The following is a 14,494-nucleotide window of genomic DNA, read 5'->3' on the forward strand; positions in this document are numbered from 1 at the left end:
AAAGAGCACTAAGAAATGAATAGCTTTTCCAAAGTTCTAAACTTTGGAAAAGCTTGAAATATAATTTTGTTGTAATTAGAAGGTTTGGCCATCATTCCCACCTGATTTTTGATCATCATTAGAGATTCTGCTTCTTTTTTGTCTTGCTTTATAATCTAATTGACCAAATTTATAGCTGAAGTTGATTCCAAAAGATCGGAATGGAATAGCGAATACGTTTCTTTGATAAAAATCGCTATCTTCACTTCCTAACTCAGTTTCAAATGGTTTTCTTGCTTTAAAGGGCTCCACAATGGATAATCCTATGCTTCCTCTTTTATCCCAAATTTGCTTTTTAATACCCATCCCAAAAATTGAGAAGGATGGATTATAACCTTGCAAAGTCTGTCTTCTTGGTCTGGCAAAACCAAACGCATCAATCATCCAATCATTTGGTAATTTGATGTTAGAGTTAATATTTCCACTGAATAACCAAGCATTATTTTCAACTTCCTGTCCTTGGATAACACCTTCTGACATGAAATAATTGGCATTAACGCCACCGCGAATTGTCCATATTTTAAATAATTCTGTTGATATAAATAAGTTGGAGCCCACATTTTGCTGAGTACCCACATTTTCGAATGTCGTGACTGTTGCATTTCTTTCAGCGTCTTCAAAAATAACAGATTGTATAACTTCACTTATGTCATTATAAAAGAAGGAAAGATTTACAGAAGTCCCTTTCAAGAAAGTGCTAAACCCTAATTCATAATTATCTGATAATTCAGGATTTAGGGTAGGATTACCAAAGCTAATATTTCTGATATTACCAATTTCTTCATAAGGATTTACATTTCTCAAACTAGGTCTCTGAATCCTTCTGTTATATGATAATTTAATAGAATTAAACTTTCCGAATTTTTGATTAACTATCACACTTGGTAACCAATTTTCATAAGATAAAGGATCAAAATTACGATCTGTAGCTTCTTCAAAGCTCCCTTGCAAGCCAGTATATTCATATCTTACTCCTGCTATTACACCTAGCTTTTTGGTTATATTGGTTTGTGTAGAAACATATCCTGCGTAAACATCTTGATTATAGTAGAATATATCAGTTCTATTATCGATTACCTCATATTGATTAGATTCTTGAGGCTTAAACTCATATTGGAAATCACTGTCAATGTCTCTGATAATAGATTTAAAGCCTGATTCAATCTTGAATTTCTCACCAATTGGATGAACATAGTCTATTTGAGCAGTGTTTTCCGTATTGTTTCCATCATTTAAATTTCTTGCTACTTCATAATTTTCAGGAGCATCCTGGTCAATCTCAAATTGTTGATCTCTCACATTGCCATCAATTTTATAAGAAGCTGAGAACTCTCTTCCTTCTTGATCTGGAAATTTCATTACATAATCCAAAGACCATTCATAACCCCAGTTTTGAGAATTATTATCTTGAAATCTTTGATAAGTATTTTCAGTTCCCCCAAGGTTTTCTAAAACATCGTTAGTTCCTTCTGATTTACTATTAAACCCTCTTAATCTTAAACTAGTAGATAAACTATGGTAGGCATTGAAATCATAAAATGCACCCATATTCCCAAAATAGCCCAACCTATTGCTTAAATTCTCACCATTTTGCTCTCTAATATTGGTTTGACCATTAACTTCTGTTTTTTGATAGAAATCAGTTGTAGCATATTGAGGCCATGAATAAAATGAACTTCCATTGGCATTAAAGCCTAATCGTCCTTTACCCGCATTGATTCCAACTACACCACGATTGATTCGTGTGCCAGCCGTTAAATCTACATTTCCTGCAAATCCCTGCGGTGTTTGTTTTTTTGTGATAATATTAATGATACCAGCAGTGCCTTCTCCATCATATTTGGCAGATGGTGAAGTAATTACTTCTACACTTTTGATTTGATCTGAAGGAATCATTTTTAATGCATCACCAGTATTGGCTCCAAACATACTGCTGGGTTTGCCATTAATTAGGATTTGAACGTTTTGATTTCCTCTTAAAGATACATTTCCATCTTGATCAACAGATAATAAAGGAGCTCTTCTAAGTACATCTGAAGCATCGCCTCCCATATTGGCAACATCTTGTTCAGCATTATAAACAATTCTATCTATTTTGTTTTCAATAGTTTCTCTTTGTCCAGAAACTACCACTTCATCTAATTGATCAGTGTCTGCAGAAAGCGATATTTTTTCAAATTCATAATCTGGTTCCTTAGGAGTTAATTCAACTTCTTGAGTAAATTTTTGATAACCAACAAATGAAACTTCCACTGTATATTTCCCTAATTTCAGTCCTACCAGTTTAAAACTCCCATCATCACCTGTAACTACTCCATTAATGGTTTCACCATCTTTTGGCGATTTGATAACCACTGTGGCATAAGAAACTGCTTCAGATGTTTCACCATCTACTATTGTACCTGTGATTTTACCTGTAATTTGAGAATTTGCTCCTCCGCCATATCCACCTCTTTGTTGTGCAAACGATATGCTACTGATAAATAATAATGCCAATAATACTCTTGTTTTCATAATTCAATTTTAATGCTACAAAGTTAGACACTTGTAAAGTGATAATGTTATTTATAATACACCGAAGGTCATTCTGTAGTCTTTAGATTGGCTCAGCGATGATAGAAGGAGATATTTTTTATGTTATATTGAAGATGGATTTAATACTATTTTTTTACTATCGTGAACCAAATAACTCATACAAACGATAGCAGTAGCTAAATCTGCAATCGGAAATGCTATCCAAATTCCATCGAGTTGATAAAAGTTAGGCAATATTAGTAGGAGAGGGATTAGAAAAAATCCTTGTTTGGTTAACGTTAAAAGTAGAGCAGGCAGTGCCTTGCCCAAAGCTTGAAAATATGCAGCACTTATCAACTGAAAAGCAATGAGTGGCGTCATTAAAAATGTAATTCTCAATGCGGGTGCAGTTTGTTGAATTAAATCTTGATCTTTTGTAAAAATACCTACAATCTGTGGTGTGAAAATTAAGATTCCAGCATAAATAATTGATGAAAGTACTGTAGCAGAAATTATAGCATTTCTTAGAGTTAAACTTACTCTTTTGAATAATTCTGCCCCATAATTATAGCCTATGATAGGCATAGAACCTTGAGTTATTCCAATGGCAGGGACATTGACAAGCATCATCATTCGATTGATAATTCCATAAGTTGCTATGGCACTTTCCCCTCCATATTTGAATAGTGAGTTATTAAGTACTAAAAATAACAAACTCACAACACCTTGTCTTGCAATGGTAACTGAACCAATGGAGAAAATTTCACCTGTTATTTTCAAATTCAATATTAGGTCTGTCTTACTAATTTTAAAACCAGTTTTACCACTTAGAAAAAAATAAGCAGCGTAGGATGCACTAAAAATATATGAAAAGGTTGTTGCCCATGCGGCTCCCTCTATACCCCAATCCAAAACAGCTATGAAAATTGGGTCTAAAATGACATTTACTATTGCAGGAACGATCATTACCACCATAGCTACTTTTGGATAGCCAACAGCTCTGAAAATACTATTCGACATCATCGCAAATGCCAATACTGGGATTCCTAATAGAATTATGCTGAAGTAATCAATGGTTGGTTGTAAAATATCTCCTTTGGCGCCAAAAACTTTGAGTATTGGTTCGATGAAAATCCAACAACTTAAGCTGAAAAATATTCCTAAAATAAAAGTTAGTGTAAGCTGATTGCCAAATGTTTTATTGGCCTTTTCAGGTTTTCCTGATCCTAAGGCTCTAGAAATAATTGAAGCCCCACCAATTCCGATTCCCATTCCAATGGAAGAAATCAGGAAGGTTATAGGAATTACAACTGTAATAGCTGCAATACCATTAGATCCCACAAAATTTCCAACAAAAATTGTATCTACTATTCCATAAATAGATAAAGTCAATATCCCTATTGCTGATGGAATAGCCTGTTTTCGTAGTAAATAATTGATTGGCTTGGTGCCAAATTCGTCTGATGAGGTCATTGAAAATGTTTAATGCAGATAAATGTAACTACATTAATTACTTTATGTTGTGAATCTAGCTGTAAAATTTAAAATCACAATAATACTCCACATTATGGTTCGCTTCCAGTTAACTTGAACCAAATCTTTCGCAGCTTTTTTGATTTCAATTCCTGATTCAATCTGATTGTGTAATGGGACTGCTTGTAAGAATGTTGAAGCCCATAGTAGGGCAATCAGAATACATTGAATTAACAGAATATAGTTGAAATTGATATAGGTTAAATAGAATGTGCTACTCAATTGTATTAACATTAAGGGCATTACTACAACTGAAATCATGAAAGTATATTTAGGATGCCAGGCAATCAGATTGGCTTTTTCCATATATGTAAATGAGGGATAGATAATGAGTTGAACCAGCCAAATCAATACTACTAAACCAAAATCTGATAATTCTTTTATATGTTGAAGCATTTTTGTGGAGTAACTCTTTAAATTAGTATTCTAAAGTTGATAGATTTTTTTAGCTATTATACGGTTTTGTAAATCTAATCTTAATTGAATAATTTCTACAACAAAAGTTAATAGTTGATGTTTTATCATTATGAAAAAAACATCTCTCAATGCTGTTTCCTATCTTCATCTTAACTCAAAAGAGTGGATAGTTTTTATTCACGGTGCAGGAGGAAGTACGGCAACATGGAAATATCAAGTAGATGTTTTTAAAAACCATTATAATCTCCTTTTAATTGACTTAAGGGATCATGGTAAATCCAAAAATATAGCACCTGAGGTTGAGCACTATAATTTCGATTTGATTACTGATGATATTAAGCAGGTATTGAATAACCAAAAAATTGATAAAGCCCATTTTATCACCCTAAGTTTTGGTAGTGTAATCATGCAAGATTTGAGCATCAAATATCCCAATTTAGTCGCAAGTGCCATTTTAGCTGGTGGTATATTCAAGGCAAATGCCCTAATAAAATCTTTTGTTCAACTAGCTAGATTCTTCAATCTCTTTCTACCTTATAAGTGGATGTACAGTATTTTTTCATATTTACTCATGCCATTTAGAAAGCATCAAAAATCCAGGATAATTTATCAAAATCAAGCTCAAAAATTATCATCTGTTGAATATATGAAGTGGGTAGGGCTGTATAACGAATTTTTCAGGCTTTTGAATCGCTTTTACGATCAAGATATTAACTTTCCTGCCTTAGCCATTATGGGAAAAGAAGACTATATTTTTTTTAAATCTGCAAAGTCTTTTGCTGCTAAACATGAAAACGTTTTAATTAATGAGATTAAAGGTGCTGGCCATATCTGTAATATTGATCAGCCCAAAAAATTTAATGATTTAGCCCTTGCATTTACACTGCAACATAAATATTCTCAAGAGGAAGAATTACCAACACAATAAGCCCAATATATTAAGACTGGGTGAATCAGTAACAGCCTAATCCATCCAATCCATTCAGGGACGCACAAGCCATCATTGATACAAGAACCAATTTGAATGAAATACACATGTGATGGAATAAAAGCAATCAACATGAGAATTATACTATATGCAGCATATTTTCTGCTCGGGTAAAATAATATTCCTATAGCCAATATTATTTCGGTAATTCCACTTAAGACATTAATCTTTTCTGGATTGGAGAAAAAGGGAGGGATGAGAGGTAAATAAAATTCTGGATTAATGAAATGATTGAAGCCAGCCAATAGGTAAAAAGCTGTCATTAACCTGACTGACCATTTACTTTTAAGATAATTTCCAATTTGATTTAACATGAACATCTTTAAGAATTAAGAAAAATGGAATCCACCATATAAAATCATTGGTAATTAAAGTATAAATAAACTCAAATGGGACATATCCTTGTGAATAATTAAAAAGAAAACCTATAGGGCCAAATATTTTACCTAAAAAGCCTACCATCACAATTGGCCAATGTCTAATGGGATTGTAAGATGCCCACCAATAACCTATGCGATATACACCAATGACCATTCCCATACCCTGCCAAACCATAGGGTGGTTTATTTTTTGCATCCCAACCAATTCAAAGAATTGCTGAGGAAAAAGCACCACCCAAGCTCCCCATAATACATTATAAACTGCAGCAATCTTTAATATGATTTTTTGATATTCTGATTTCATGCCCCATCAACTTTTAGGATTTGAAAATGTTAAAGGAATTAATCATTTTTATAATTGAATTAGGTATAAGTTTTTTTAATTCCATTCGTTCAAACTATATTTACAGCAAATTAATGCGGTGATTTATACGATAAATATATTATGATGAGATTTAAAGTTTTGGTTATTTTTTCAATAATTGTTTTTGCAAATCAATTTGATGCAAAGGCGCAAGATGATGCCAATTTATCAGAACAATATCAAAATATGATTGAGGGTAGTGAGACTTTTGAAAAATACAAAGTTATTCCTATCACAAAAGTGAATTCATTTGGTCGAATAATGAATGATTCAATTAACACACTTAAAGAAAGTGTGTCTTCAGCAAAAAGTGCTAAGCAAAAAGCTGAGATTGAAAGGGATTCAGCAAAATCTCAAATGAATAGATTAAATAGTGAATTAGAAGAAACCCAAGAAGCTGTAGATGAAATGCCATTTTTAGGTATTCCAATGACAAAAACTACTTACAATATCGTAATGTGGAGCATAGTCGTGATTTTGATTGCAGGTTTGGTCATTGTATATGTGATGTTCTTAAATAGTTATAGAACAACTCGACAAGCTAAAAAAGACAAAGACTTGGTAGATCAAGAGCTCGAAGATTTAAGAAAGCGTTCCCACGATAAGCAAGTAAAAATTAAAAGGGAATTACAAACAGCTCTAAATAAGCTAGAAGAACAAAGACGTTAAAATTTAATATAATACAAATTTTGAAAACCACCTGCTAATGTGCATCATTGTAAGGTGGTTTTTTTATTTGATAAAATATATTGAAAAAGTCTTTACTGATCATTCTTAAGCTATTTGTAACAATACTGGTGTTATTGTTTCTATATGAGAAAATCAGTGAAGATAAATCTGGTTTTGTATCTGCTTTTTATCTTTTTAGTGATAATCTACCCATCTTAATCCTGGTACTTCTCTTAATGCCTTTAAACTGGCTGATGGAGATATTAAAATGGAAATTCTCCATTGAGCCTATCACTCATATTTCAATCTCAAAAGCAACTGTAGGAGTTTTGGCTGGAGTTGCCTTAGGCTTTGTAACTCCGCATGCAGTTGGGGATTATTTTGCTAAAGTGTTTTCTTTGACGCATAATGATAGGAAAAAAGCCCTGGGTTTGATTCTAGTTTCCAGGATGATGCAAATGTTGCCCACTGCTTTTTTCGGCTTAATTGCTTTTTACATTTATTCTAGTGAAAGTATTGCAAAATTTGATATCCCCATTTCGTTTTCTTATCCAATCTTAAGTTTATTAGGGGTATTATTAGCAGTACTTTTTTTAATACTTTTTTTAAATAGAAATCACCCGAAGGTCCTTGATTATATTCAACCAGTTCGAATGATGAAATTAAAATTGATTAGCCTTTTAGCTGGATTGTCAATTTTAAGGTATCTTATATTTAGTGCCCAATTTTTATTATTGCTTTCTGTTTTGGGTTTAAAAATCAATATATTCATGCAATTTATGGGAGTGGCTTTTATGTTTTTGGCCAAATCCATATTGCCCACTTTTAATTTTCTAAGCGATTTGGGTATAAGGGAATTTAGTGTGGCTTTATTTTTTGAAACATTGGAAGTAGATATTGCTCCAATTATTGCTTCAGGCTTAATATTATGGCTAATTAACATTGCCCTACCTGCTTTTATAGGATTGTTCTATATTCCCAAACTTAAATTAAAGAGCGCATGATTTTAGCCTTTTTCTCTATTATCATTCTTTTTTATGCATTAGCTCTGCTTTTTGCCTCAAAAATTTGGAGTAAATTACCTGAGCTATTTGAAAGCGGAGAATTAAAATCAGTAAGCATTTTGATTCCGTTTAGAAATGAGGCTAGCAATTTGGATGATTTGCTTAAAAGTATTTCCGCTTTAGCATATCCTGGTGAGTTATTGGAGATCATTTTAATTAATGATCATTCAGAGGATAATTTTAAAGAAATCATTCAATCATATGAAAAGAGTTTCCCATTTAAAATAACAGTTTTAAGTCTTCCTGTTGAGCTAAAGGGTAAAAAATCAGCCATTTCAGCTGGAATTAAGCACAGCAGCTCAGAAATCATATTAACTTCTGATGCAGATTGTATTTTCCCAAAGGATTGGGTTCATAAAATGCAAGCGCCTTTTGAAATTAGTCATATCCAATTAGTAAGTGGTAGTGTAGTATTTGAGGCGAAGGGATTTATATCTCGTATTTTTCAAATGGAATTTGCGCCATTAATAGGAGTAGGGGCAGTAAGTATTGAGTTAGGAAATCCTAACATGGCAAATGGGGCTAATTTAGCATTCAGGAAATCAACTTTTGAAAAGCTTGACCCATATTTGGATAATTTATCCATTCCATCAGGAGATGATGTTTTCCTTTTACAGAAGATAAAAGCTAACTATCAAAATGGAGTTTTTTTTCAAAAAGAGGCGGTGGTTCAAACTAGTGCTCCAAAGGATTTTAAATTACTTTATCGACAAAGGAAAAGATGGGCTGCAAAATGGAGTGCGAATTCTAGCTTAATGGATAGTTTGCCAGCTTTGGCAGTTTGGTCATTTCATTTCATTTATATTACTGCAATTGTCTTCAGCCTGATTACATCTTTATTTCTTATCCTTCTTCCTGTTGTATTATTAAAGATTATTTCTGAGGGAATTTTTATTTCATTAATTTTAAAGTCACAAAATCAGCGGTTTAAGTTAATTCCATTTGTCGTTTTACAAATGTTTTATAGCTTTTACGTACTGATATTTGGCTTATTAGCTAATTTTGGTAGCTATACATGGAAAGAAAGAAATTATAATAGTAATGAACGATCAGGAAATTGACCTTTTAGATGAGCTATATTTTGTACAATCCTATAATGAAGTGAAGGAAGCTTTAGTTTGGGAGGACAAAGACCTACAAAATCAATTGTTTTCATTATATCAAAAAGAGTATATAAAAGTCTTAATTAATCAAGATGAGGATTATAAAGGAGACATGGATTTGAATACAATTCCTTGGAAAGATTTATATTTCTTAGCAACTAAAAAAGGATTATTGGAGCATAATGGTTTTTAAACAGAAAATGAGTTATGAATTTTAATTATAAATTTCCTAGTGGCCTACAACCCTATTACGAAAAGGAGTTGGAAGACTACAGAAATAAACTTAAATCTTCTGATTTTCAGCTTGCTTGGCGTCATTTGGAGCGAGCTCATATAATTGGACAGGCTTATCCTGTACAGCATTCATATGTGCATTGGATAATGCTGAGATTTGGGTTTAAGATCAAGAATTTTAAAGAAGTAATAGGACAGATCCCCAGATTATTGGTTGGAGGTGTAAAATCTTTTGTGGGAAAAATCCCTGTTGGAAATACGGGAGGTGCAGATGTACCACCTCTGAAACCAATGGAAATACCTGAAGATTTGAAACAGATATTAGGTAAAGCTTAAATTTGATGCTAGCAATATTTAAATCAATCTCAATTTTTATTTTAGCTGGGCTTTGCGAAATAGGAGGAGGTTATTTAGTGTGGTTAACCTTAAGAGAAGAAAAGCCTTGGTGGGTAGGAGTCATTGGAGGAATAATCTTAATTGGCTATGGAGTGGTAGCAACATGGCAACCAGCTAATTTTGGTAGAGTATATGCCGCTTATGGAGGAATATTTATTGTAATGGCGATATTTTGGGGATGGAAAGTGGATGGTATTGTTCCTGATCGCTATGATTTAATTGGGGGCGCAGTAGCCTTAATTGGAATGCTGATAATCATGTATGCCCCTCGAAATAGTTAATTTGTGATTATTTTTCTTTCTTATTAAATCTATATCTTATACCCCAACTACCTCCGAAATAGGCTGCTCCATTTTCTCCTACAGGGAAATTAGGAGAAAATTCCATTAGAAAACCGAAATTTTTATTATCAAAAGGATAAAAATTGAATCCTACAGGAAAGCCAAGAATTGATCCCCTAAGAGTTGAACCAATAAGCGATATTCCGCTATAGAATTCATAATTATCCTTTTCAAGCCAATCGTAATTAAACATCAGCTTTATGAAGAAATCCTCGATTGAGGTACTAGGGTAAAGCCTTATTTCTGGTCTGAACTTATCTTTGAACTCATAAGCGTAGGCTACCTCACTGCGATTTGGAGTCTGGTGATAACTCACAATGGATTGAGAAAATGATAAAAAAGGTAATAGAATTATAGCTAATGTTAAAATAAACTTCATTTTGGTTCAAATTATAAGGTTGGTAAAAATACCTTAGCCTAAACGATTGTCTAAGCTAAAATATTTTCTTGAAAATTAATTTAATAATCACAACTCCCAATCGGACTTCCTGGAGGTAAAGAAGGAATTGGACTAACATCATATTCCTCAGGTGATTCCATAAAAAGTTTTATTTGGTTTATGATCATTTGATTATGTGACTTTTTTAAATCACTGTCTCTGTAGTTAGTTTTTGTTAACTTAGTAGAAATACCATTTAAAGTAGAAGTCAATTGAGCTCGAGCCAAAGGAGAGAGGCTTCCGTTTTGAATGCTTTTCATCAATTGATTTACAAAAACTGATTGAGTGCTCAATTGAATTGCTTCATGGTAGTTATTTTTCACCTTTTGATTAAATAAAATCTCTTCAAAAACCTCTAATGTCTCTTGAACGCCAGGGTTTTGTTTATCTCGGGAATGATATTCTACCAATCTGCTTAACCTTTGAGGATGCATGACTAACTCAAACACCATAGAGGCTGCTTGTTCTGCCGCACCGATTGCATCAAAAGTTACTCCAGTTCTGCCTTTAAGCAGTTCTCTATTATCATAATAACCTAATGGTCTTGGATATAAAGTATTCAGCAATTGTTCAGGTAGAGCTAAATTCTCTGCTTTTACAGCATTTGCTAAGCTATTAGCGGCTTCTATTTGCCATTCAGCTGGAACTATGTTCATTTCTTTTAAATTATCACCTCTTATTTTGTATGAATAATCTAATCCGCCAATTAGTTTTACAGCCGCCTCTGTTTGATAACGGTGAAGGAAATACACAGGAATAAGTGCTTCTTGAATTTGGGCTAATGGTCGGTCATACTGAATAACATTTTCGCCAAAATTAGATAAAGCTTTTTGTCTAACATTTAGCAAATGATTAAGCTGAACAGCTACATCTTTTCCATTGTCCCATAAATGGGCATAAGGATGTGCTCCGCCAGTAGCTCTGGCATCTCTATCTGAAATAAAAGTCAATCTTTTTTCATTGGCTTCATTCAAAATACTATTTAAATATTCTTCCTCATTTTCACCTGAAGGTATTTCCTCATAACCGTAGCGAATGGCGTATTTATCCCAAAGACCAATATTTTCAGCATAAGCATTCTCTAAGCTGATTTTTCCTTTTTCATCTAACTCTATATTTGGATGCGGATAATCCATAACAGAGGCATCATTTTCAGTGCTGGATGCATAGGAATGAGCCAAGCCGATGGTATGCCCAATTTCATGTGCAGATAATTGTCTCAAACGAGCCAATGCCATTTCTTCCATAGCATTATTTTGACCACTTTTATCATAAGGTGCAATCAATCCTTCAGCAATTAAGAAATCTTGTCTTACGCGTAATGAGCCTAGGCTAACATGTCCTTTGATGATTTCCCCTGTTCTTGGGTCTGTCACGCTTGCTCCATAGCTCCATCCTCTAGATGAGCGGTGTACCCATTGAATCACATTATAACGAATATCCAAAGGGTCGGCATCTTCAGGCAACATTTTCACTTGAAATGCATTTTCATATCCAGCTGCCTCAAAAGCTTGATTCCACCATTTTGCACCATCTAATAAAGCTGAACGAACTGGCTCTGGCGTTCCAGGATCTAAATAATAGATAATGGGTTCCACAGCTTCACTTTTTTCTGCTTCTGGATCTTTCTTTTGCAATCTATGCCGATTAATCAATCTTTGGTTGATATCCTCATTGATTGGCACTGCATAATCTTTATAGCTAGTGCCAAAATATCCAGCCCTTGGATCAAATTTTCTTGGTGTATAACCATCGTCAGGTAATTGCACAAATGAATGATGCTGACGAACTGTAATATTATCTGCATCTGAGCTTACGGAATAGATTTCTCTTCCTTTGGCTTCTCCTTTAAATGAAATCCAAAAATCCAATTCTGTATTTTCAGGGAAATTGCCAGAACCTTCCATGTTAAATGCAGAACGACTTTTTTCCAGACTATAAGTTCCTTCCTTTGATTGTTTCAATCGTTTACTTACGCCATGAGCATCACGCAAAAAGAAATCAGTAGCATCTACCAAATACGACCAATCATTGGAAGCTTCAATTTTAAACCCATGTATAATAGAATGGGCAAAAGCATCTTTCACGGCTTTTTTTTCTGCTTCATTATCAGAATCAGCCCTGAATTTATAATTTGGCTCAAAAGCCATGATTTGGTCTCCTATTTTCTCAAATTTAATGATTTTGCTATTTCCTATTTGCCCTCTATCAAGCCCAATATCATTGGATCCCAAACCTGCAGATAGGTAGCTCACATAAATTAGCTCTTCATTGAGTTTATCAATTTCAAGGTAAATTTTACCCTTTTCGGCATCCCAGTAATAATTAAGGAATCCACTGAATTTTTCCTTTCCTGATATGAGTTTATCAAATTCAGATAATTCAGGCTCAGTACTTTTATTGCTTTTAAGTGCATTGCAAGAAACGGCAAAGAGCAGAATGAAAATATAGAAATAATGCTTCATAATATTTTTTAGAAATTTTCACCAAGGTAAAAAATTATCCGAAAAGATTTAGATGGAATTCTGTGGAAGGTCGATTATTAAAATAAATTGTCTATTTGTCATTCTCTGAAATAAGTTGACCGTTTTTAATCGAATAAAGTTATGATAAAAACGGGAAAACGTATCAAAGCCAGGAAGAGATTTTCTGAGGAATTCAAGCGTAAAATCGTAGGTGATTTTGAAAAAGGCATTATGAGTGTCTGTCAAATGGAGAGACATTATAATATATCAAATGTCACTATTTACAAATGGATTTATAAATTTTCTTCTTATAATGAGAGAAATGTCAGGATAGTTGAGATGAAAGACAGTCAATTCAATAAGGTCAAGGAGCTTGAAGAAAAAGTTAAAGAGCTGGAGCAGGCAGTAGGTCAAAAGCAGATAAATATTGACTATTTAGAGAAGATGATAGAGTTGGCGAAAGAGCAATATGATATCGATATCAAAAAAAACTTCAATACCCCACACTCTGGTGGTTCCAAAAGAACAGGGAAAGAATGAGCTATAGCCTAAACAAACTTTACAGGGCAGTTGGGACAAGCAAGCAATCAGTCCATCAAGCCAAGCAAAGACAGTTTTCTTTTGATAAAGAACTGGAAGAGTTGGTAAAGTTGGCGGATCAAATCAAGAAGGTTCATCCGGGTTGTGGGGTTGAAAAGATGTACTATACGCTTAAACCTAAGTTTATGGGCAGGGATAAATTTTGCGAGATATTTATTTCACTGGGTTATGGAGTAAATCCTGAGAGAAACCACCGTAGAACTACGATAAGAGGTGTTATAAGCTATCCTAATTTAATAGAAGGCATGCAGATAACAAGGCCCTATCAAGTGCTTCAGAGCGATATAACCTATTTTTATCTCCATGAAAGGTTTTACTACTTGATATTTATCGTAGATGTCTATACCAGAATAATATTAGGTTACAGGGTCAGTGACCATATGAGAAAAGAGGCAAACTTAAAGGCACTGCAAATGGTATTGAAATCAACGGGTGCTGATTTAAGAGATAGCATACACCATTCGGACAGAGGGGCTCAATACAGCAGCTTAACCTACACCGGTGAGCTGAGAAAAAACGGCATGCACATTAGCATGGGTGAATATGCCACCGATAATGCCTATGCTGAAAGGGTCAACGGAACAATTAAAAATGAATACTTGAAAAAATGGGAAATAAGGAGTTTTAACGATTTAAAAAGGAAAACAAAAAATGCTGTTGATCATTATAATCAATCTAGGAAACACAGAGCATTTAAAATGGAACATTCTCCTAATGAATTTAAAGAGAATTTATTAACTTTAAATGCCCAAGATAGACCGAAGGTGATTATTTACACCGAGGGAAGGAAAAACTTCCAAGGGGCATCGAGCCCCTTAGAAGTTTGCCCAAGAAAAGAACCTCAGGCTCATAATTGCCCGTGGGATTATAAAATGAATGTTTAACCAAAACGGTCAATGCTATTTAGGGATCGACAATTGTCTATTGTCTATTGTCTATTGTCTATTG

General features: G+C 33.7%; 16 protein-coding genes. 9 read left to right on the forward strand and 7 right to left on the reverse strand.

Going from position 1 to position 14,494, the window contains the following annotated elements:
• Positions 1-75 precede the first annotated feature (75 nt).
• The 3 genes from ABWH96_RS11080 to ABWH96_RS11090 all read right to left on the reverse strand — a co-directional run bounded on the left by ABWH96_RS11080 (position 76) and on the right by ABWH96_RS11090 (position 4,482).
• The gene (locus tag ABWH96_RS11080) at positions 76-2,553 is read right to left on the reverse strand and encodes a TonB-dependent receptor domain-containing protein (RefSeq protein ID WP_375577595.1); all 2,478 of its coding nucleotides are present in this window, start codon (positions 2,551-2,553) and stop codon (positions 76-78) included.
• 123 nt (positions 2,554-2,676) lie between these two features.
• On the reverse strand, positions 2,677-4,026 hold the full coding sequence (locus ABWH96_RS11085; RefSeq protein ID WP_375577596.1) for an MATE family efflux transporter: 1,350 nt from the start codon (positions 4,024-4,026) through the stop codon (positions 2,677-2,679).
• Between the two features lie 42 nt (positions 4,027-4,068).
• Positions 4,069-4,482, reverse strand: coding sequence for a hypothetical protein (locus tag ABWH96_RS11090; protein ID WP_375577597.1), 414 nt, complete (start codon positions 4,480-4,482; stop codon positions 4,069-4,071).
• Between the two features lie 130 nt (positions 4,483-4,612).
• Here ABWH96_RS11090 and ABWH96_RS11095 point away from each other — a divergent pair, with 130 nt between their 5' ends.
• Positions 4,613-5,431, forward strand: a complete 819-nt coding sequence (locus tag ABWH96_RS11095; RefSeq protein WP_375577598.1) for an alpha/beta fold hydrolase — start codon at positions 4,613-4,615, stop codon at positions 5,429-5,431.
• On the opposite strand, the gene ABWH96_RS11100 is transcribed toward ABWH96_RS11095, so the two are convergent.
• Both ABWH96_RS11100 and ABWH96_RS11105 read right to left on the reverse strand, forming a co-directional pair.
• Positions 5,404-5,754 (reverse strand): hypothetical protein, encoded by a 351-nt coding sequence (locus ABWH96_RS11100; RefSeq protein ID WP_375577599.1) that lies wholly within the window; start codon positions 5,752-5,754, stop codon positions 5,404-5,406. The two genes, ABWH96_RS11095 and ABWH96_RS11100, sit on opposite strands and share 28 nt — an antisense overlap.
• Before the next feature lie 22 nt (positions 5,755-5,776).
• The gene (locus tag ABWH96_RS11105) at positions 5,777-6,175 is read right to left on the reverse strand and encodes an alkyl hydroperoxide reductase (RefSeq protein WP_375577600.1); all 399 of its coding nucleotides are present in this window, start codon (positions 6,173-6,175) and stop codon (positions 5,777-5,779) included.
• Between the two features lie 141 nt (positions 6,176-6,316).
• Between ABWH96_RS11105 and ABWH96_RS11110 the strand changes: the two genes are divergently transcribed.
• From ABWH96_RS11110 to ABWH96_RS11135, 6 genes are all read left to right on the forward strand, one after another.
• On the forward strand, positions 6,317-6,904 hold the full coding sequence (locus ABWH96_RS11110; RefSeq protein ID WP_375577601.1) for a hypothetical protein: 588 nt from the start codon (positions 6,317-6,319) through the stop codon (positions 6,902-6,904).
• An 80-nt stretch (positions 6,905-6,984) separates the two neighbouring features.
• On the forward strand, positions 6,985-7,908 hold the full coding sequence (locus tag ABWH96_RS11115) for a hypothetical protein (RefSeq protein WP_375577602.1): 924 nt from the start codon (positions 6,985-6,987) through the stop codon (positions 7,906-7,908).
• Entirely contained in the window at positions 7,905-9,029 is a 1,125-nt protein-coding gene (locus tag ABWH96_RS11120; protein ID WP_375577603.1) for a glycosyltransferase, read from the forward strand. The genes ABWH96_RS11115 and ABWH96_RS11120 overlap by 4 nt, the downstream gene beginning before the upstream one ends.
• Positions 9,010-9,264: a hypothetical protein gene (locus ABWH96_RS11125; RefSeq protein WP_375577604.1), complete on the forward strand. Its 255-nt coding sequence runs from the start codon at positions 9,010-9,012 to the stop codon at positions 9,262-9,264. The genes ABWH96_RS11120 and ABWH96_RS11125 overlap by 20 nt, the downstream gene beginning before the upstream one ends.
• Positions 9,265-9,278: 14 nt before the next feature.
• Positions 9,279-9,641, forward strand: a complete 363-nt coding sequence (locus ABWH96_RS11130) for a DUF3703 domain-containing protein (protein WP_375577605.1) — start codon at positions 9,279-9,281, stop codon at positions 9,639-9,641.
• Between the two features lie 5 nt (positions 9,642-9,646).
• Positions 9,647-9,982 (forward strand): YnfA family protein, encoded by a 336-nt coding sequence (locus tag ABWH96_RS11135; RefSeq protein ID WP_375577606.1) that lies wholly within the window; start codon positions 9,647-9,649, stop codon positions 9,980-9,982.
• Positions 9,983-9,989: 7 nt separating this feature from the next.
• Here the strand turns inward: ABWH96_RS11135 and ABWH96_RS11140 are convergent, their stop codons facing one another.
• The gene (locus ABWH96_RS11140) at positions 9,990-10,421 is read right to left on the reverse strand and encodes a hypothetical protein (protein WP_375577607.1); all 432 of its coding nucleotides are present in this window, start codon (positions 10,419-10,421) and stop codon (positions 9,990-9,992) included.
• Between the two features lie 80 nt (positions 10,422-10,501).
• Positions 10,502-12,946, reverse strand: coding sequence for a zinc-dependent metalloprotease (locus tag ABWH96_RS11145; protein WP_375577608.1), 2,445 nt, complete (start codon positions 12,944-12,946; stop codon positions 10,502-10,504).
• A gap of 141 nt (positions 12,947-13,087) precedes the next feature.
• Between ABWH96_RS11145 and ABWH96_RS11150 the strand changes: the two genes are divergently transcribed.
• Both ABWH96_RS11150 and ABWH96_RS11155 read left to right on the forward strand, forming a co-directional pair.
• Positions 13,088-13,486, forward strand: a complete 399-nt coding sequence (locus ABWH96_RS11150) for a transposase (protein WP_375577609.1) — start codon at positions 13,088-13,090, stop codon at positions 13,484-13,486.
• On the forward strand, positions 13,483-14,430 hold the full coding sequence (locus tag ABWH96_RS11155; RefSeq protein WP_375577610.1) for an IS3 family transposase: 948 nt from the start codon (positions 13,483-13,485) through the stop codon (positions 14,428-14,430). Before ABWH96_RS11150 ends, ABWH96_RS11155 begins: the two co-directional genes overlap by 4 nt.
• Positions 14,431-14,494: the final 64 nt, after the last annotated feature.

This window comes from Marivirga tractuosa, from assembly GCF_042140215.1.
Taxonomy (GTDB): Bacteria; Bacteroidota; Bacteroidia; order Cytophagales; family Cyclobacteriaceae; genus Marivirga; species Marivirga tractuosa_A.